The following is an 18,258-nucleotide window of genomic DNA, read 5'->3' on the forward strand; positions in this document are numbered from 1 at the left end:
TGGCACGAGCAAGGCGGAGCAGATGCTCCGCCTTTTTTTGTCTCAAATCTCAACCTTCTCTTTATATTCACAGAGATCTTCTATCAGGCAGGAGCCACAGCGCGGTTTGCGGGCAATACATGTATAGCGACCGTGCAGGATAAACCAGTGATGGCAGTCCACCTTAAACTCCTTTGGCACTACCTTCAGCAGCCTCTCTTCAACCTGTTCAACATTCTTGCCGGGGGCAAAATTGGTGCGGTTACAGACGCGGAAAATATGCGTATCCACAGCAATCGTGGGCCAGCCAAAGGCGGTATTCAGCACCACGTTTGCCGTTTTACGTCCCACGCCTGGCAGCGCTTCTAACGCTTCACGATCTTCCGGGACTTCGCCCTGATGCTTCTCCAGTAAAATACGGCAGGTTTTAATGATGTTCTCTGCCTTGCTGTTAAACAGGCCAATAGTCCTGATGTACTCTTTTACCCCCTCCACGCCCAGCGCCAGAATCTCTGCCGGGGTGTTAGCTACCGGATAGAGTTTTGCGGTAGCTTTATTGACGCTGACGTCGGTGGCCTGCGCTGAAAGCAGCACCGAAATCAGCAGTTCAAAGGGAGTGCTGAAGACCAGTTCCGTGGTGGGATGCGGATTGTTCTCGCGCAGGCGGATCAAAATTTGCTGACGTTTATCCTTATTCACAGCGCACTCGCTTTTCCTTCTGGCAAGTTTTTCGCGGCCTCTGCGGCTTTCAGTGCCGCCCGCGCCTTGAGTTTATTATCTATGACATATTTAGCGGCCAGCAGCATTCCCAGTCCGATAAAGGCGCCCGGCGGCAGCATCGCCAGCAGCATCGGCGAATCAAAATGCACCACCTGAATGCGTAATACTTTTGCCCACGGCCCCAGGAGCTGATCGGCACCGTTGAAAATTGTGCCGTTGCCGATGATCTCCCGCAGGGAGCCCAGCACCACCATCACGCTGGTTGCCCCTAGCCCGATAGCCAGGCCATCTAACGCCGAGAGAGGCACGCTGTTTTTCGAGGCGACGGCCTCAGCGCGGCCCACCACGATGCAGTTGGTGACAATCAGCGGAATAAAGATCCCCAGCGACTGATAGAGACCGTAGGCAAAGGCGTTAATCAGCATCTGCACGCAGCTGACAACGGCTGCAATTATCATCACGTAGATCGGAATACGGATATCGGAGGGCACCCAGCGGCGCGAGGCTGAAATGGCGCTGTTGGTGCAGGTCAGCACCAGCGTGGTAGCCAGCCCCAGCCCGAGTGCGTTGGTAGCCGTGGAGGTGACGGCCAGCAGGGGACACAAACCCAACAGCTGAACCAGCGCCGAGTTATTCTTCCACAGGCCGCCAATCACCAGATCTTTTGCTTCACTCATTGGACTCTCCACATGAAGGCAGCGAGGCGAGCTGCGCTGGCAACGTTGCGATATAAAGCGTGGCGCGTTTGGTCGCGTTAACCACGGCGCGTGGCGTAATGGTTGCGCCGGTGAACTGGTCAAAGTCGCCGCCATCTTTCTTCACTGCAAAGCTGGCGTCATCTTTACCTTTAAGCTGCACGCCGTTAAAACTGTTGATCCAGTTAGTGATCCTCAGCTCAATCTTATCGCCCAGCCCGGGCGTTTCATGATGCTCAACCACCCGCACACCCAGCACTTTGCCGGTAAAGTCCGCGCCCACAATCATCTTAATCGCACCAGAATAGCCGTCCGGCGCCGTGGTCTCAACCGCCGCGGCTACGGGCTTGTCATCTTTGCGGGCAAGATAGAGGTGATGGGGGCCGCTACCCAGTGACGGATCGAGCACCTGGTAACACTCCTGCTGAATGGCGTTGTTATAGATCCCGGTTGGAACAACCTGATCCAGCAGGATTTTCTGCTGCACCACGGTTTGATGATCAATCGTCGGTTTGGTTACGGCATTGATCACCGCCGTTAAGCCGGTGGTAACGGCAGCAAACAGCGCCAGCCTGACGCCGTTTTTACGAATGGCATCCAGCATTACTTCTCCCTCCGGTGGCCATAGACGCGCGGCTGCGTGTAGTAATCAATCAACGGCACGGTAATATTAGCCAGCAGCACGGCAAAGGCGACGCCATCGGGATAGCCGCCGAAGCTGCGGATCAGCCAGACCAGCAGGCCAATCAGCACGCCATAGATCAGGCGACCTTTATTGGTGGTCGAGGCGCTGACAGGATCGGTGGCAATAAAGAAGGCGCCCAGCATCGTGGCACCGGAGAAGAGATGCACCAGCGGTGAAACCAGCGTGTCGGGTGAGAAGAGCCAGCCCAGCGTGGCAAAAAGCGCCAGAGAGAGCAGAAAGCTGGCCGGGATATGCCAGCGGATGCTGTTGGTCCAGAGCAGGAACAGGCCACCGGCCAGATAGCCAATGTTGACCCACTGCCAGCCCAGCCCGGCAATCACGCCGCTGTAGATTGGCTGCGCGCGAAGCTGCTCAGCGCTGTGACCAGCGCGGAGGCCGGTTTTAAAGGTATCCAGCGGCGTGGCTTGGCTGACGCCATCAATGCCACGCTGCAGCTGCTGCATGCTGTGGCCGTCCAGGGTATGAGCATGAAAGATCATGCTAAGCGTGTCCATAAACGTGGGGGTAATGGACTGTAACGATGCGGGCGGCAGCCAGCTGGTCATCTGCACCGGGAAGGAGATAAGCAGCACAACATAGCCCACCATCGCCGGATTAAAGGGATTCTGCCCCAGACCGCCATAAAGCTGTTTGGCGATCACCACGGCAAATACCGTACCGATGACGATTACCCACCACGGCGCCAGCGGGGGAATGCTGATCCCCAGCAACAGGGCGGTGAGCAGGGCTGAATTATCACCCAGCGTCTTCGCCAGCGGCATATTGCGCAGCTTAAGCACGGCGGCTTCCGCAGCCAGCCCTGCCGCTGCGGCTATCACTACCTGGATCAGATTCCCCCAGCCAAAGAAGTAACACTGGGCTGCAATGCCGGGAACGGCTGCGGCCAGCACCAGCAGCATAATAGTGCTGGTGCTGCGGCGGTTGTGCGTATAGGGCGAGCTAGCGAGTCGAAAAGCCATTTAATCCTCTTGCGTAGAATGCTGCGCCTTGCGCGCTTTAACACGTGCGATGGCCGCCGCCACTGCCGCCTTGCGGGGATCGTCAGACGCTGCTGGCGATCCGTCAGAATCGTTTTGAATTGCCGTTTCAGCGTCGGCTGCTGTTTCCGGCGCTGCTGATGTTTGTTCGGCAGCAGCCTGCTCGGCCTTTTTCGCTTTAGCACGTGCAATAGCTGCTTCGACAGCCGCCTTGCGCGGATCGGCTGGCGCTGCTGGCGACCCGTCAGAATCGTTTTGAATTGCCGTTTCAGCGTCGGCTGCTGTTTCCGGCGCTGCTGATGTTTGTTCGGCAGCAGCCTGCTCGGCCTTTTTCGCTTTAGCACGGGCGATAGCTGCTGCGACAGCCGCCTTGCGCGGATCGGCTGGCGCTGCTGGCGACCCGTCAGAATCGTTTTGAATTGCCGTTTCAGCGTCGGCTGCTGGTTCCGGCGTTGCTGCTGTTTGTTCGGCAGCAGCCTGCGCGGCCTTTTTCGCTTTAGCACGGGCGATGGCTGCTGCGACAGCCGCTTTGCGGGGATCGGCTGGCGCTGCTGGCAATCCTTCAGAATCGTTTTGAATTGCCGTTTCAGCGTCGGCTGTTGTTTCCGGCGCTGAACCCTGCTGATCCTGCGCGGCTTTCTTCGCCTTAGCGCGGGCAATAGCCGCTTCAACTGCCGCTTTACGTGGATCGCCTGTCTGTCTGGTGGCCGGTTCGGTCTCGGACTGCCTTTCGGCATCATGCGCCATTGCCTGCGCATGACGCGCTGAACGCTGTGCCGACTGAACGGGAGTTTCTGCCTCCGCTTCGCCTGCCGGTAGCTCTGCCTGCTTCTTCGCTTTCACCCGTGCGAGCGCGGCGGCGACCTCACCATTGTCACCGTCGCTGGTAGCGCGCTTAGCCTGCTGATGACGGGCCTCCCGCGCCAGCTTTTCGCGTTCCAGACGTTCCTGACGCGCTTCGAAGCGCGCTTTAGCCTGTGCGGTACGTTCAGCCTCAAGATCGATGGCGCGAATTTCCGCCTTCTCCCGACGATAATACTGAACCAGGGGAATATTGCTGGGGCAGACGTAGGCGCAGGCGCCGCACTCAATACAGTCCGCGATATTGTGTTCGCGGGCCTTGTCATGATCGCCGCCCCGGCTGTACCAGTAAAGCTGCTGCGGCAGCAGGGCGGCCGGGCAGACATCGGCGCAGGCGCTGCAACGAATGCACGATTTCTCCTCCTCCTCGTTGCCCATTTCGCTAGCCGACGGAGCCAGAATACAGTTTGTGATTTTCACCACCGGCACGTCCAGCGTCGGCAGGGTAAAGCCCATCAGCGGGCCGCCCATCACCACCATCTGGCCAGAGGCTGGGGAGAAGTCAGCATTGTGCAGCAGGTGGCTGATTGGGGTGCCCAGACGGCCCCAGACGTTACCTGGCTTAGCAACGGATCCGCCCGTCAGCGTCACCACGCGCTCAGTCAGGGCCTCGCCGTCTATTATCGCCCGCTTAACCGCGTATGCCGTACCGACGTTTTGCATCAGTACGCCGATATCGGTAGAGCGCCCGCCATGGGGAACTTCGCGTCCGGTCAGGATTTTGGTCAGCTGTTTCGCGCCGCCGGAAGGGTATTTGGTAGGGATAACCCTGATTTGCAGATCGGTTGCCGTGCCCAGCGCTTTTTTCAGCGCGGCTATCGCCTCAGGCTTGTTATCCTCAATGCCGATCAGCACCTTTTCCGACTGTAACACCCAGGCCAGGATCCGGCTGCCTTTCAGCACCTCGGCAGCGCACTCCTGCATCAGCCGGTCATCTGCAGTGATATAAGGCTCGCACTCTGCGGCGTTGATAATCAGCGTCTTAACGCCGTGCAGAGCACCTTTCAGCTTGGTCGCGGTCGGGAACCCCGCACCGCCCAGGCCTGCCACGCCAGCCTGATGGATCAGAGTGACAATCTCACTCCGTTCGCACTGGCGATAATCCGCCACAGGATGACGCTCGCACCAGCGATCTTCACCATCCGGCGTAATAAAAATACACATCTCAGCCAGCGCAGAAGGGTGCGCGGTCATATGGGGAGCAATCTCTTCTACCGTGCCGGAAGAGGGCGCATGCACCGGCAGCATACGGCCACGACCAAAGGTCAGCGGCTGGCCGCGAAGCACTTTATCACCCGGGCTGACCAGCAGTTCGCCCTCGTGGCCGATGTGCTGTTTGATGGGGATAATAAATTGTGCCGGCAGCGGCAGCTGACGCAGAGGCGCGCCGTTAGACAGGGTTTTCATTTCCGGCGGATGTATACCGCCGGCGAAATCCCAGAGAGGCTCTTTTTTAAAAAAGTTGAACAGATTACGCATGACGTTCCACAGAAATAACCTTGACCGGGATAGTATTCAAATCCCATTTCCAGCTCGCCGTGGTGGGCGCAACCGGACGCATTTCAATACAGTCGGTTGGGCAGGGCGCAACGCAGAGATCGCAACCGGTGCAGACGTCGCTCAACACGGTGTGCATGGCGCGGGTCGCACCTACAATCGCATCTACCGGGCAGGCCTGAATACACTTGGTACAGCCGATGCAGTTCTCTTCATCGATCCACGCGACTTTGCGCTGAGGTTCCAGCACCGCCTCTTCACCCAGCGGCTGCGGATCGACATTCAGCAGCGCCGCCAGCTTGAGCATGGTCTGCTCGCCGCCCGGGGCGCATTTGTTAATCATTTCGCCGTTATTTCCCACCGCATCCGCATAGGGACGACAGCCAGGATAGCCGCACTGGCCGCACTGGCTTTGTGGCAGAATGGCATCAATCTGCTCGACGATCGGGTCTTCTTCCACCTGGAAGCGACGGGAAGCGTAGCCCAGCAGGCCACCAAAAATGAGCCCAAGCACGCTTAACACAGCTATGGCAATCCAGACTGTACTCATCAGAATTTCACCAGTCCGCTGAAGCCCATAAACGCCAGCGCCATCAGGCCTGCCGTCACCAGCGCAATAGAGGAGCCTTTAAACGGGGCAGGCACCTCGGCCAGCACCAGACGTTCGCGGATGCCGGCAAACAGAACCATCACCAGTGAAAAGCCCAGCGATCCGCTGAAGCCAAACAGCGCGGCCTGAAGGAAGGTGTGATTCAGGTTAACGCTGAGCAAAGGCACGCCTAACACCGCGCAGTTGGTGGTAATCAGCGGCAGAAAAATACCCAGAAGACGGTAGAGATCCGGGCTGGTTTTGCGCACCACCATTTCGGTGAACTGCACCACGACGGCGATCACCAGGATATAGGCCATCGTGCGCAGATAGACGAGATCCAGCGGCAGCAGAATAAGATGATTCACCAGCCATGCGCAGATCGAGGCCAGGGTGATAACAAACGTCGTGGCGAGTCCCATGCCAATTGCCGTTTCCAGTTTTTTGGAAACGCCCATAAAGGGACAGAGGCCGAGAAACTTCACCAGAACGAAGTTGTTCACCAGCACTGTGCCAATAAAGAGAAGCAGGTAATCGGTCATTTTTACGCCTGATAAAAAGATAGCCGCCTATTATCGGACATTGAGCGCGTGACGACAACACATCAGCAGCAGGGTTATTGCTCGAAGGCACGGAGGATTAAAAATATGCTGCCTTTTTCATCACTGAACAGGCGTCTAAAGCAGGGGGCGTGGCCAGCCTGGCGGAATCTACGGGCCTTCTCTCCGCTAAAGAGTACCCGTATGCAGTGCGTTAACCTGAGGCCGGAAAAAGTCTGGCTCTCAGCGTTGCTCAGATTATGGCAGAACGATCAAAGCCAGGCGGAAAATTAAGGCTCAATAAAGGTATTTTTTACCCGTTGAGAACGCTTGAGGTAGGGCACAAGGACCGCCGCAGCAAAAAGAGCAATCAGCAAGGTACGGAGAGCGGCCGCGTCGCTGACCGGGGAGAACGCGAAGGTCTTTATTGCCAGCAGCACCGTCACCAGTAGCCAAATAATATAGTGGCGGGGAAGACGGCGCGATCGTTTACAGAAAATCCATGTTACCCAGATACTGTAACCCCAGACTACCAGCGAAGTTATTAATGAAATACTCCACTGCACGGTAAAAGCATGGGTGTTGTTAAACAGCGCGCTGCGCAGTTCAGGCGTGAGCAAGGCGCTTAAATACATTGCCACCACAACGGCGCTGGTCAGCATGGTCATAATTAACCAGGCAAGCGGGACCAGAAGCAGCCCGGCAATGCGCGGTGTTGGATCGGTAGCCACTCATTATCCTTATAAAACAAGCAGACCTTTTCTTATATGAACAGGTCATGCACAACAGGGACAACGAGTATACGAAAGGCCTGGTGAATTTTGAACGGAAATTTAAACCACGTAACGCCAGACAGATTTAGGAACGCAGCCCAGGTCAAACAGACGTCCTCCTGAAGCCAGTTCGGCGCGACGATGATCGGCAGCGCGATACATATTAATAATTTCTTGATTATCGGTAAGAGAATAATTCAGATGGTCGTACAATTTTTCCAGCGTCTCAAGCGAACTTACTTTACGAAATTTTAACAGATAATCTTGAACTGTCATGATGGCCGTTAGCGGTCAGAAATAGGAGGCTCAAGTATATTGCTGGCGTAATGGGTGTCTATAGGTCAAATGGGTAAAGCCCGGTAAATTCAGAAAACAACGTAAGGATTTCACGCATTTTTGAGGCCAGATGTTTATTCTCTCGCCACTTTATCCTGCTGGCTTTAACCAGATGTGGCGTATGTCACAAAATGGTTAAAAAGCTTTTAGCGGAGAGAGAGGCCACGCCATGACAGAACCTGACCTGGTGTTGTAATCGTTTCCATCAGATGCGGTGATAAGCGCTTATGTTTATTACAGTTATTTAACATGCTCAAAAAAAACCTCACCCATTTTATCCATATCACCCCTGCTGCATTTCGCGGTCGTAATTCACGTAACCTCTTTTAATTATTGTGATTTGTGAGCATTGTCGAAATTGTTTTAGCCAGAATCGGTCAGGATTCACTGGCGTTTGACCCTACACAACGAAATCCCTTCAGAGGAAAAATGATCATGTGGAAGCGTTTACTTTTAACCACCCTTATCAGTGCGAGCCTCTCCGGCACCGCGCTGGCGGAATCAATGACGGTGGGTTTCTCGCAGGTTGGCTCTGAATCAGGCTGGCGTGCGGCAGAAACCAGCGTGGCGAAAAGCGAAGCCCAGAAGCGGGGGATCACGCTGAAAATTGCCGATGGCCAGCAGAAACAGGAGAATCAGATCAAGGCCGTGCGCTCGTTTATCGCGCAGGGAGTGGATGCCATTTTTATCGCACCGGTGGTACAGACAGGCTGGGAACCGGTACTGGAAGAAGCGAAAGATGCCAAAATTCCGGTGTTCCTGCTTGACCGTGCCATTGTGGTCAAAGACAAGTCGTTATATATGGCGGTGGTCACAGCGGATAACGTCTATGAAGGTAAGCTGATTGGCGACTGGCTGGTGAAACAGCAGGCTGGTAAACCATGTAATGTCGTGGAGCTGCAGGGCACGGTGGGTGCCAGCGTAGCGATTGATCGTAAGAAAGGGTTTGCTGAAGCAATAGGCTCAGCACCGGGTATTAAAATTATCCGTTCTCAGTCCGGCGACTTCACCCGCAGTAAAGGGAAAGAAGTGATGGAAAGCTTTATTAAAGCAGAGAATAACGGCAAAAATATCTGCATGGTCTATGCCCATAACGATGATATGGCCATTGGTGCTATTCAGGCTATTAAAGAGGCGGGACTCAAGCCCGGTAAAGATATTCTGACCGGCTCCATCGATGGCGTGCCCGATATTTATAAAGCGATGCTGGCGGGTGAAGCTAATGCCAACGTAGAGCTGACGCCAAATATGGCAGGCCCGGCGTTTGATGCGCTGGAGAAATTCAGGAAAGATGGCACCATGCCACCGAAAATCATTAAAACCGAGTCGAAGCTTTACCTTCCTGCCGATGCGCAGTCTCAGTTAGACAAGAAAAAAGGCATGGGTTACTAACTCCCTCGCCGCCTGGCAAACAGGCGGCTTTTTTCATGGTTGAGGCGAAGTCGTATGAGCATGCAAAACACGACACCGGCACCGCTGTTATCCATCAGCGGCGTCAGCAAAGCTTTTCCTGGCGTTAAGGCGCTGGACAATGTCTCCTTTGAGGTCCGGCCTGGCGAAATCATGGCGCTGCTGGGCGAAAATGGCGCAGGTAAATCCACCATCATCAAAGTGCTGACCGGTGTCTATAAGCGGGACAGCGGTTCCGTGACGCTGGACGGCAAAGCGATTCACCCGCAAAGCACCGCCGAAGCTCAGGCGATGGGTATTGGTACGGTTTATCAGGAAGTGAATCTGCTGCCCAATATGTCGGTAGCGGATAATCTCTTTATTGGGCGTGAGCCGCGGCGCTTTGGGCTGATTGACCGCAAAACGCTGGTGCGTAAAGCGCAGGCTTTGCTGCGAGGCTACGGCTTTGAGCTGGACGTTACGCGCCCTCTGGGCCAGTTTTCGGTAGCGATGCAGCAGATCATTGCCATCTGCAGAGCGGTGGATCTCTCCGCGAAAGTCCTGATCCTTGATGAACCCACCGCCAGTCTGGATGCCAGTGAAGTTGAGATGCTGTTTACGCTGATGAATCAGCTTAAAGCCAGCGGGATGAGCCTGATCTTTGTGACCCACTTCCTGGACCAGGTTTATAAAGTCAGCGACAGGATCACCGTACTGCGCAACGGGCAATTTGTTGCCACGCGCGAAACCCGTGAGCTGCCTCAGATTGAACTGATCAAACTGATGCTGGGGCGTGAGCTGCTGGAGACGGCGCTGCAACGCGCGGGCAGCACGCTGAAAAGCAATCAGCCGGTGGTGGAGTTTAAAGATTACGGCAAAAAAGGCACCATTGAGCCATTCAGCCTCAGCGTTCGTCCCGGTGAAGCCGTGGGACTGGCTGGCCTGTTAGGCTCGGGCAGGACAGAGACCGCCGAGCTGCTGTTTGGCATCAGACGTGCCGACAGCGGCACCGCCTTCATCAAAGGAAAAAAACGCACTATTCGCACGCCAGCTCAGGCATCGCGTCTTGGGATGGGCTTCTGTCCGGAAGATCGCAAAACGAACGGCATCGTCGGGGCGGCATCGGTGCGTGAAAATATCATCCTTGCGCTTCAGGCGCAGCGCGGCTGGCTGCGGCCGATTAAACGCCGTGAACAGCAGCAGATAGCAGAGCGCTTTATTAAAAGCCTGGGCATCCGTACCCCCCATGCAGAGCAGCCGGTTGAACTCCTTTCCGGGGGCAATCAACAAAAAGTCCTGCTCTCCCGCTGGCTGGTGACGAAACCTCAGTTCCTGATCCTGGATGAGCCTACGCGTGGCATCGACGTCGGTGCGCATGCAGAAATCATTCGTCTGATTGAATCACTTTGCGCCGACGGTCTGGCACTGCTGGTCATCTCCTCTGAACTGGAAGAGCTGGTGGGGTATGCGGATCGGGTGGTGATCCTGAGAGATCGTCAGCAGGTAGCGGAAATCCCGCTTGAGCAGCTTTCTGTGGCCTCGATTGTTAACGCTATTGCGGCAGGAGGGGCGCAGCATGCTTGAGTCACATCTGGTGCCGGGGAAGAGACCCATGTTAAAACGTAAACTGCCGGCAGGCATGCCGCAACTCGCCGCGCTGCTGCTGGTGCTGATTGTGGACAGCCTGGTGGCCAATAATTTCTTCGCTATTCATCTGCAGGATGGCCGCCTGTTCGGCAGCCCCATCGATATTCTTAACCGCGCCGCCCCCGTTGCGCTACTGGCGATTGGCATGACGCTGGTGATCGCCACCGGCGGGATTGACCTTTCTGTGGGGGCGGTAATGGCGATTGCCGGTGCAACGGCGGCCACGCTGACCGTGGCGGGTCACAGTATGACGGTGATTATTCTTGCCACGTTAGGAACCGGCATTCTTTGCGGTCTCTGGAACGGCATTCTGGTCGCACTGCTGAAGATCCAGCCCTTTGTCGCCACGCTAATCCTGATGGTGGCGGGGCGCGGAATAGCGCAACTGATCACGCAGGGACAAATTGTCACCTTTGACAGTGAGTCGCTGGCCCATCTTGGAAGCGGCACACTCTGGCTGTTCCCGGTGCCGGTCTGGATCACGCTGGTCATGGCGCTGCTGGTCTGGCTGCTGACCCGTAAAACAGCGTTAGGCATGTTTATCGAAGCGGTAGGGATTAACCTGCGTGCGGCGAGAAACGCCGGGGTCAATGGCTGGCTGATTGTGATGACGACCTATGTCATCAGCGGCCTCTGTGCTGCGGTGGCGGGGCTGATTATTGCCGCTGATATCCGGGGCGCGGACGCCAACAATGCCGGACTCTGGCTGGAGCTGGACGCAATCCTGGCGGTAGTGATCGGCGGAGCTTCCCTGATGGGGGGACGTTTTAATCTGCTGCTCTCGCTGACGGGCGCGCTGATTATCCAGGCGATGAATACCGGCATTCTGCTTTCCGGTTTTCCGCCAGAGCTGAATCAGGTAGTTAAAGCAGTGGTGGTGATGGCGGTACTGTTAATTCAGTCGCCACGGTTTATTCAACTGTTCAAGCGAGGACGCAAAGGTGGTTAAACGTCATCTTCCCCTGATGATAACGCTGCTGGTGTTTGTAGCAGGTTATCTGTTTTGCCTCAGTCAGTTTCCCGGTTTCGCCTCCACAAGGGTGATTGCCAATATTCTGACCGACAACGCCTTCCTGGGCATTATTGCGGTAGGCATGACCTTTGTTATCCTTTCTGGCGGGATCGATCTGTCGGTTGGCGCGGTGATTGCCTTCACCGGCGTGTTTCTGGCCCGCGCCATCGGAGATTTTCATCTTAATCCCTGGGCGGCCTTTGCGCTGGTGATGGTCATGGGCTCGGCGTTTGGTGCCTTTATGGGCTGGCTTATCGACGCGCTGAAGATCCCGGCGTTCATTATTACGCTGGCAGGCATGTTCTTTTTACGGGGCAGCAGCTATCTGGTTTCTGAAAGCTCCCTGCCGATCGACCATCCGCTCTATACCACTTTATCCAGCCTGGCGTGGAAGATACCCGGTGGCGGCAGGCTTAGCCTGCTGGCGGTAATTATGCTGGTGGTGGTGGCGTTTGGCATTTTGCTGGCGCACCGGAGCCGTTTTGGTAATCAGGTTTACGCTATTGGCGGTAATGTTACTTCCGCGCAGCTGATGGGAATTTCTACCCGCAGTACCACCATTCGCATCTATATGCTCTCTTCCGGGTTAGCAACGCTTGCCGGCATTGTGTTCTCTATTTATACCTCCGCAGGCTATGCGCTGGCGGGCATGGGTGTAGAGCTGGACGCGATTGCGTCAGTAGTGATTGGCGGCACGCTGCTTTCCGGCGGCGTTGGCACCGTGCTCGGCACGTTGTTCGGCGTACTGATTCAGGGGCTGATTCAAACCTGGATCAATTTTGACGGCACGCTGAGTTCCTGGTGGACCAAAATCGCCATCGGTATTCTGCTGTTCGCCTTTATCGCGCTGCAACGTCTGCTGACGGTAATATGGGATCGTCAGCAAAATGCGCCAGTAAAAAGGCTGGCCGGATAGGGCAGGGAGAACAGGCTAAACCCAGAGAGACAAGTTGCCTGTGGGGCAGTGTTCCGGTCAGGGATATTGGCTGAACCCGGAGACACAAGTTGCCTGTGTGGTAGTGCTCAGGTCAGGGATAATGGGCTAAACCCGGAGACACAAGTTGCCTGTGAGGCGGTGCTCCGGTCAGGGAGAATGGGCTGAACACAAAAACGCCGTGAAATCATCCCTGATGGCTGCGAAGCGGCGTCCATGCCGCTTAGCTTTTGCTTATCAGCCCGTTCTCCCTTCCCAATAGCTGTAGCGTTGCCTGTAGATAAAAACCTACCTGCCAAAACCAAAACCAAAACCAAAACCAAAACCAAAACCAAAACCAAAGCTAAAGACCAAAACTATGCTTTTGACCTGTTTGAGCGCCGAACACACTGGCAAAGCTGAATCTGATGGGTGGCACCATAGAGCACGTTAGCCGAGTGTATGCCGCAGGGATGCGGCATCCAAGTCTCCAGGGATGGATTCACGACGTCTCGGATAACGTGCTCTGTGGTGACGCCTTGCCACCGTACCCGGTTTTGACCTTACTGCGTCTTAAATAATGTGCCCTGTGGTGACGCCTTACCACCGCACCCGGTTTTGACCTGTGTAAGTCTGAAACTTCCCAAAGTCGTACGCCTTTCCACTACCAGTTTCGCGGTAAGGTGTGCAGAAAGGTCAGGACGTCTGTGAATTCAGGCGATCTGGTCAGGGAGAATGGGCTGAACACAAAAACGCCGTGAAATCATCCCTGATGGCTGCGAAGCGGCGTCCATGCCGCTTAGCTTTTGCTTATCAGCCCATTCTCCCTTCCCAATAGCTTTAGCGTTGCCTGTTTGAAAAACCAAAACCAAAACCAAAACCAGATCCAAAACCAAAGCCAAAACCAAAGTATTGCCCCGGCACACATTCGGCGCTGTCAGATTTTGACCTGTGCGAGCACTGAACTCACCGGCAACACCGAACATTTTGGGGTGGCACCACAGAGCACGTTAGCCGAGTGTATGCCGCAGGGATGCGGCATCCAAGTCTCCAGGGATGGATTCACGACGTCTCGGATAACGTGCTCTGTGGTGACGCCTTGCCACCGTACCCGGTTTTGACCTTATTGCGTCTTAAATAACGTGCTCTGTGGTGACGCCTTGCCACCGTACCCAGTTTTGACCTGTGTAAGCCTGAAACTTCCCAAAAGTCGTACGCCTTTCCACTACCAGTTTCGCAGTAAGGTGTGCAGGAAGATCAGGCCGTCTGTGAATTCCAGTGATCTGGTCAGGGAGAACGGGCTGAACACAAAAACGCCGTGAAATCATCCCTGATGGCTGCGAAGCGGCGTCCATGCCGCTTAGCTTTTGCTTATCAACCCGTTCTCCCTTCCCAATAGCTTTAGCGTTGCCTGTTTGAAAACCCAAATCCAATTACAGTAATGAGATTGGTTTTGGCCTGTGGTGAAGCCTTGCCACTGCGCCCGGTCTTGACCTGTATGAATGCCAAATCCACCAGTAACGCTAAATTTCACAGGTGGTGCTCCGTAGTGCCAAAACATTAGCCTCTCTGACAATATTCCCAGAGCAACCGGAATACGTTAAGATGCCAGCCATTCTTATCAACAGGATGTTGTCATGCTTAAACCTTTAATTCTTTTCATTTCTTTATTTATTACTGCCTGCTCAACTACGCCAGTCATGCCTTCCGGGAAACCTGAAATAATCAAGCAAGTCAAACCAAACTATCCGGTTTACGCCTATAAAAATCGTATCGCTGGGTTTGTGAAATTTGAATACGATGTCGGGGCAGACGGGAAAGTAAGTGAAATGCGGATTAAAGAATCGGAGCCTCAACACTTGTTTGATGACGCGGCGATTGCTGCAATGGGGCAATGGCGGTTTGAAACCAATAAACCTTACAAGAATCTGCAGCAGAAAATCATCTTCACCATTAACAGCGGCAACGATCCTGTTACTGGCGCGCTGAAACAGTAACCCGGCGAACGGTCTGCGTTCATAAAAAACGCCCACGTAAAGTGGGCGCTGCGGAAACTCAAAAACGGATAACGGTTAGCGCTGATTCAGACGGTAAAATGCCTCGTTCCAGCGCAAAGCGTCTTTGAAACCGTGCAGCGTGGTTTCTTCATCAATGACCAGCACCTCAATACCATGCATCTCACCATACTGACGCATATCTTCCACCGTCAGCGCCTGGCTGAACACCGTATGGTGCGCGCCACCGCCCAGGATCCACGCCTCTGAAGCGGTTGCCAGCGACGGCTGCGCATGCCATAGCGCACGGGCTACAGGAAGCTTAGGCAGCGGTTTTGGCTGCTCGATCGCATCCACTACGTTTACCAGCAGACGGAAACGGTCGCCCATATCCACCACGCTGGCATTGACCGCGCGGCCCGCCGGGGAGGAGAAAATCATCCTGGCCGGATCGGCCTTGCCGCCAATGCCCAGATACTGCACGTCAATCAGCGGACGGCTCTCTTTGGCAATGGAAGGGCAGACCTCCAGCATATGCGAGCCTAAAACCAGCTCATTGCCCGGCGAGAAGTGGTAGGTGTAATCCTCCATAAAGGAGGTTCCGCCCGGCAGACCTGTCGCCATCACTTTGAAAATGTGCAGCAGCGCAGCGGTTTTCCAGTCGCCTTCACCGGCAAATCCATACCCCTGCTGCATCAGACGCTGTACCGCCAGGCCCGGCAGCTGTGTCATGCCATGTAACGTCTGGAAGTTAGTAGTAAAGGCCATGCAGCCTTCATTCTGTAAAAAGCCTTTGATGCCCAGCTCAATCTTTGCCGCATCCAGCACGTTCTGACGCTTCTCGCCATTTACTGCGGCAGCAGCGGTGAACTCGTACAGGCTCTCATATTCATCCACCTGGGCGTTAACATCACCCTCGCTGACAGCGTTGATAACCTCTACCAGATCGCCCACGCCCCAGCCGTTGACCGAATAGCCAAACTGAATTTGTGCCGCGACCTTATCACCCTCGGTTACCGCTACTTCACGCATATTATCGCCAAAACGAGCGACTTTCAGCTGCTGGCTCGCCTGTTTTGCCGCCGCTGAACGCATCCATTTGCCCAGACGCTCCTGCGTGGTTTTATCCTGCCAGTGACCTGTAACCACGCTGTGCTGAAGACGCATGCGCGCGCCAATGAAGCCAAACTCGCGGCCGCCGTGTGCGGTCTGGTTCAGGTTCATAAAGTCCATATCCATGCTGTCCCACGGGATTTCAGCATTAAACTGGGTATGGAACTGCAGCAGCGGTTTGTTCAGTACCGACAGCCCGCCAATCCACATTTTTGCCGGAGAGAAGGTGTGCAGCCAGGTGACAATGCCCAGACACTCTTCCGCATAATTGGCCTGACGGCAGAGTGCCAGCGCCTCATCGGGGCTTTTTACCAGCGGCTTCAGAACCAGCGTAAAGGGCAGATTCCCCTCGCGGTTCAGCCCGTCCACCACCTGCTGACCATGCTGTTCGACCTGACGAAGCGTTTCCGCGCCATAAAGATGCTGGGTGCCAATAACAAACCAGACGTTGTAAGAAGCAGGCTGAGTCATGTAGTTCTCCTTAAATTTGGGTCGGCTGAGCGGCAAACTGAGGTTCGGCCACTTCACACCACTGAAGATAACGTTGATAAAGTTGTTGATAGCGTTCGACGCGGGCGGCATCGGGTTGCAGAGTGGTGGCGATTGGGCTGGCCATTTTCTGCTGGGCAGAAGGGACATCGGGATAAACGCCCGCGGCAACAGCGGCAAAAATCGCTGCGCCCAGTGCACAACACTCGTCAGAGGCGACGATATCCAGCGGGCGGTTCATCACATCGCAACAGACCTGCATAATGGCGGGCGATTTTCGGGCGATGCCGCCCAGCGTCAGGATGCTCTCCACAGGAATAGACTGCTGCTCGAAGCACTCCATAATGGCGCGGGCGCCAAAGGCGGTGGCGGCGATAAACCCGCCAAACAGCGTTGGCGCATCGGTGCCAAGGTTGAGGTCGGTAATGACCCCCTGCAAACGTTGATTAGCAAACGGCGTGCGGCGGCCGTTGAACCAGTCCAGCACCACCGGCAGATGGTCGAGTTGCGGATCGTCTGCCCAGGCTTTGGTCAGATCGTTCAGCAGGGTTTTGCGGATGGCGTCAAGCTCTGGCTTCAGCTCAGGATGACGCTGGCCCGCCTGCTCAAGCGGCCAGCAGAGCAGACGGCTGAACCAGGCGTACATATCGCCAAACGCGGATTGTCCCGCTTCAAGACCGATCATCTCCGGCACCACGCTGCCGTTTACCTGACCGCAAATGCCTTTAATTGCCCGGTCGCCCACGCGCTCCGGATCGGCAATCAGAATGTCGCAGGTTGAGGTACCGATCACTTTCACCAGCGTATAGGGGCCAGCTCCGGCTCCCACCGCGCCCATATGGCAGTCAAACGCACCGCCGGAAAGGGTCACGGTAGTGGGCAGGCCAAGGCGTTCTGCCCATTCGGCGGTGATCTGGCCCACCGGCAAATCAGCGGTCCAGGTCTCGTTGAACAGAGGGGTATCCAGGTGTTGGGTCAGCATCGGATCCAGCGCATCTAAAAACTCGCTGGTGGGCAAACCCTGCCACTCCGGGTGCCAGAGCGATTTATGCCCCGCCGCACAACGTCCACGGCGCATATCAGCCGGTGCGGTAGTGCCGCTCAGCAGCGCAGGTACCCAGTCACAAAGCTCAACCCAGGAAACGGCGGCTTCACGCACCGCACGATCCTCACGGCTGACGTGCAGGATCTTGGCCCAGAACCATTCGGAAGAGTAAATGCCGCCAATAAAGCGCGAATAGTCTTCAAACTCTCCGCTATGGCAGAGCGTAGTGATCTCCTCCGCCTCTTTAATCGCAGTATGGTCTTTCCATAACACGAACATGGCGTTGGGGTTGTCGGCAAATTCAGGCCGCAACGCCAGCACCTGACCCTCGCGGTCAACTGGGGCAGGCGTCGAGCCGGTTGAATCCACGCCGATGCCGACAACGTTGTGCCGCTGTTCAGGGGTCAATTTGGTGACAACGTCACGTATGGCCTGCTCGAAGGCGTCTATATAGTCCTGAGGATGATGGCGAAACTGATTAATACGACTCTGACAATAGAGTCCTGCCTGCCAGCGCGGGTAGGCCACGACTTCTGCATATAACTCTTTGCCGCTGGCACAGTCTACGGCTAATGCCCGAACCGAATCGCTTCCGAAATCCAGGCCTATGGTGATGGCTCCCAACTGCATTCTCTGATCTCCAGACGATATGGTTAATCCTGTCTGACTACCCTATGAAGTTGGCGCGGTTTCGGTTAGGCAAAGTACGCTGCAAATATGCACTTTTCTGTCATCTCGGGAGAATATGTGACGCAGCTCAAATGTTACATGAAGGTTAATTTTGCTGAATGCATGGACGAAATCGCTGAAATCACAGGGTGTGATAGCGCTCTCCCTTTCCTTGCTAAGTTCCCGTTAAAACTAGCGCTCATCGGCACAGGTTTCGCTGTCCTGACCGAAAAACTTGCGCTTTTAAGCCCTTACCTGGGCAGCAATCTGAATGATACCGTTTACATCACACCGCCTGAAAGCGGGTACTGAGCC

The 18,258-nt window shown here is 55.3% G+C and carries 18 protein-coding genes; 6 read left to right on the plus strand and 12 right to left on the minus strand.

Annotation, left to right across the window (positions count from 1 at the left end; translation table 11 throughout):
* Positions 1–42: 42 nt before the first annotated feature.
* The 9 genes from nth to ydgT form a co-directional block, all read right to left on the minus strand.
* On the minus strand, positions 43–678 hold the full coding sequence (gene nth / locus Q3V30_RS09475; protein ID WP_306212707.1) for an endonuclease III: 636 nt from the start codon (positions 676–678) through the stop codon (positions 43–45).
* Positions 675–1,376 carry an electron transport complex subunit E gene (locus Q3V30_RS09480; RefSeq protein WP_306212709.1) on the minus strand — a complete coding sequence of 234 codons (702 nt, stop codon included), beginning with the start codon at positions 1,374–1,376 and terminating at the stop codon, positions 675–677. The genes nth and Q3V30_RS09480 overlap by 4 nt, the downstream gene beginning before the upstream one ends.
* Positions 1,369–1,998: an electron transport complex subunit RsxG gene (gene rsxG, locus Q3V30_RS09485; protein WP_306212710.1), complete on the minus strand. Its 630-nt coding sequence runs from the start codon at positions 1,996–1,998 to the stop codon at positions 1,369–1,371. The genes Q3V30_RS09480 and rsxG overlap by 8 nt, the downstream gene beginning before the upstream one ends.
* Positions 1,998–3,059 (minus strand): electron transport complex subunit RsxD, encoded by a 1,062-nt coding sequence (rsxD, locus tag Q3V30_RS09490; protein WP_306212712.1) that lies wholly within the window; start codon positions 3,057–3,059, stop codon positions 1,998–2,000. The genes rsxG and rsxD overlap by 1 nt, the downstream gene beginning before the upstream one ends.
* Positions 3,060–5,417 carry an electron transport complex subunit RsxC gene (gene rsxC / locus Q3V30_RS09495; RefSeq protein ID WP_306212714.1) on the minus strand — a complete coding sequence of 786 codons (2,358 nt, stop codon included), beginning with the start codon at positions 5,415–5,417 and terminating at the stop codon, positions 3,060–3,062.
* Positions 5,410–5,985, minus strand: a complete 576-nt coding sequence (gene rsxB / locus Q3V30_RS09500) for an electron transport complex subunit RsxB (RefSeq protein WP_306212716.1) — start codon at positions 5,983–5,985, stop codon at positions 5,410–5,412. The genes rsxC and rsxB overlap by 8 nt, the downstream gene beginning before the upstream one ends.
* Positions 5,985–6,566 (minus strand): electron transport complex subunit RsxA, encoded by a 582-nt coding sequence (rsxA, locus tag Q3V30_RS09505; RefSeq protein ID WP_034895270.1) that lies wholly within the window; start codon positions 6,564–6,566, stop codon positions 5,985–5,987. Before rsxA ends, rsxB begins: the two co-directional genes overlap by 1 nt.
* A gap of 287 nt (positions 6,567–6,853) precedes the next feature.
* A complete protein-coding gene (locus tag Q3V30_RS09510) occupies positions 6,854–7,294 on the minus strand; it encodes a DUF2569 domain-containing protein (RefSeq protein WP_306212718.1) in 441 nt (146 codons plus the stop codon).
* A gap of 102 nt (positions 7,295–7,396) precedes the next feature.
* The gene (gene ydgT, locus Q3V30_RS09515) at positions 7,397–7,612 is read right to left on the minus strand and encodes a transcription modulator YdgT (protein ID WP_306212720.1); all 216 of its coding nucleotides are present in this window, start codon (positions 7,610–7,612) and stop codon (positions 7,397–7,399) included.
* 495 nt (positions 7,613–8,107) lie between these two features.
* On the opposite strand from ydgT, the gene ytfQ reads away from it, so the two are divergent.
* Genes ytfQ through yjfF form a run of 4 tightly spaced genes read left to right on the plus strand, consistent with a single transcriptional unit; the run spans position 8,108 to position 12,636 of the window.
* Positions 8,108–9,064: a galactofuranose ABC transporter, galactofuranose-binding protein YtfQ gene (ytfQ, locus tag Q3V30_RS09520; protein ID WP_306212722.1), complete on the plus strand. Its 957-nt coding sequence runs from the start codon at positions 8,108–8,110 to the stop codon at positions 9,062–9,064.
* 54 nt (positions 9,065–9,118) lie between these two features.
* A complete protein-coding gene (gene ytfR, locus Q3V30_RS09525) occupies positions 9,119–10,645 on the plus strand; it encodes a galactofuranose ABC transporter, ATP-binding protein YtfR (RefSeq protein ID WP_306212724.1) in 1,527 nt (508 codons plus the stop codon).
* Positions 10,638–11,657 (plus strand): galactofuranose ABC transporter, ATP-binding protein YtfT, encoded by a 1,020-nt coding sequence (gene ytfT, locus Q3V30_RS09530; protein ID WP_306212726.1) that lies wholly within the window; start codon positions 10,638–10,640, stop codon positions 11,655–11,657. The genes ytfR and ytfT overlap by 8 nt, the downstream gene beginning before the upstream one ends.
* Positions 11,650–12,636: a galactofuranose ABC transporter, permease protein YjfF gene (gene yjfF / locus Q3V30_RS09535; RefSeq protein WP_306212728.1), complete on the plus strand. Its 987-nt coding sequence runs from the start codon at positions 11,650–11,652 to the stop codon at positions 12,634–12,636. The genes ytfT and yjfF overlap by 8 nt, the downstream gene beginning before the upstream one ends.
* A gap of 710 nt (positions 12,637–13,346) precedes the next feature.
* Here the strand turns inward: yjfF and Q3V30_RS09540 are convergent.
* Complete coding sequence (locus Q3V30_RS09540; protein ID WP_306212729.1) at positions 13,347–13,619, minus strand: hypothetical protein; 273 nt, start codon at positions 13,617–13,619, stop codon at positions 13,347–13,349.
* Between the two features lie 651 nt (positions 13,620–14,270).
* On the opposite strand from Q3V30_RS09540, the gene Q3V30_RS09545 reads away from it, so the two are divergent.
* Positions 14,271–14,630 carry a TonB family protein gene (locus tag Q3V30_RS09545; RefSeq protein ID WP_306212731.1) on the plus strand — a complete coding sequence of 120 codons (360 nt, stop codon included), beginning with the start codon at positions 14,271–14,273 and terminating at the stop codon, positions 14,628–14,630.
* A 75-nt stretch (positions 14,631–14,705) separates the two neighbouring features.
* Here Q3V30_RS09545 and araA read toward each other — a convergent pair whose 3' ends face one another.
* Together araA and Q3V30_RS09555 are read right to left on the minus strand one after the other, a co-directional pair.
* The gene (gene araA, locus Q3V30_RS09550) at positions 14,706–16,211 is read right to left on the minus strand and encodes an L-arabinose isomerase (protein WP_306212733.1); all 1,506 of its coding nucleotides are present in this window, start codon (positions 16,209–16,211) and stop codon (positions 14,706–14,708) included.
* Between the two features lie 10 nt (positions 16,212–16,221).
* The gene (locus Q3V30_RS09555; protein WP_306212735.1) at positions 16,222–17,904 is read right to left on the minus strand and encodes a ribulokinase; all 1,683 of its coding nucleotides are present in this window, start codon (positions 17,902–17,904) and stop codon (positions 16,222–16,224) included.
* A 117-nt stretch (positions 17,905–18,021) separates the two neighbouring features.
* Here Q3V30_RS09555 and Q3V30_RS09560 point away from each other — a divergent pair, with 117 nt between their 5' ends.
* A complete protein-coding gene (locus Q3V30_RS09560; protein WP_306212737.1) occupies positions 18,022–18,255 on the plus strand; it encodes a hypothetical protein in 234 nt (77 codons plus the stop codon).
* Positions 18,256–18,258: the final 3 nt, after the last annotated feature.

The organism is Erwinia pyri (genome assembly GCF_030758455.1).
In the GTDB taxonomy this organism is placed as follows: Bacteria; Pseudomonadota; Gammaproteobacteria; order Enterobacterales; family Enterobacteriaceae; genus Erwinia; species Erwinia pyri.

Excerpts from the sequence above, each read along its gene's own strand:
- Q3V30_RS09480 (WP_306212709.1), bottom strand. The coding sequence starts at position 1,376 with ATGAGTGAAGCAAAAGATCTGGTGATTGGCGGCCTGTGGAAGAATAAC.
- rsxG (WP_306212710.1), bottom strand. The coding sequence starts at position 1,998 with ATGCTGGATGCCATTCGTAAAAACGGCGTCAGGCTGGCGCTGTTTGCT.
- rsxD (WP_306212712.1), bottom strand. The coding sequence starts at position 3,059 with ATGGCTTTTCGACTCGCTAGCTCGCCCTATACGCACAACCGCCGCAGC.
- rsxC (WP_306212714.1), bottom strand. The coding sequence starts at position 5,417 with ATGCGTAATCTGTTCAACTTTTTTAAAAAAGAGCCTCTCTGGGATTTC.
- rsxB (WP_306212716.1), bottom strand. The coding sequence starts at position 5,985 with ATGAGTACAGTCTGGATTGCCATAGCTGTGTTAAGCGTGCTTGGGCTC.
- rsxA (WP_034895270.1), bottom strand. The coding sequence starts at position 6,566 with ATGACCGATTACCTGCTTCTCTTTATTGGCACAGTGCTGGTGAACAAC.
- ydgT (WP_306212720.1), bottom strand. The coding sequence starts at position 7,612 with ATGACAGTTCAAGATTATCTGTTAAAATTTCGTAAAGTAAGTTCGCTT.
- ytfQ (WP_306212722.1), top strand. The coding sequence starts at position 8,108 with ATGTGGAAGCGTTTACTTTTAACCACCCTTATCAGTGCGAGCCTCTCC.
- ytfR (WP_306212724.1), top strand. The coding sequence starts at position 9,119 with ATGAGCATGCAAAACACGACACCGGCACCGCTGTTATCCATCAGCGGC.
- ytfT (WP_306212726.1), top strand. The coding sequence starts at position 10,638 with ATGCTTGAGTCACATCTGGTGCCGGGGAAGAGACCCATGTTAAAACGT.
- Q3V30_RS09540 (WP_306212729.1), bottom strand. The coding sequence starts at position 13,619 with ATGTTCGGTGTTGCCGGTGAGTTCAGTGCTCGCACAGGTCAAAATCTG.
- Q3V30_RS09545 (WP_306212731.1), top strand. The coding sequence starts at position 14,271 with ATGCTTAAACCTTTAATTCTTTTCATTTCTTTATTTATTACTGCCTGC.
- araA (WP_306212733.1), bottom strand. The coding sequence starts at position 16,211 with ATGACTCAGCCTGCTTCTTACAACGTCTGGTTTGTTATTGGCACCCAG.
- Q3V30_RS09555 (WP_306212735.1), bottom strand. The coding sequence starts at position 17,904 with ATGCAGTTGGGAGCCATCACCATAGGCCTGGATTTCGGAAGCGATTCG.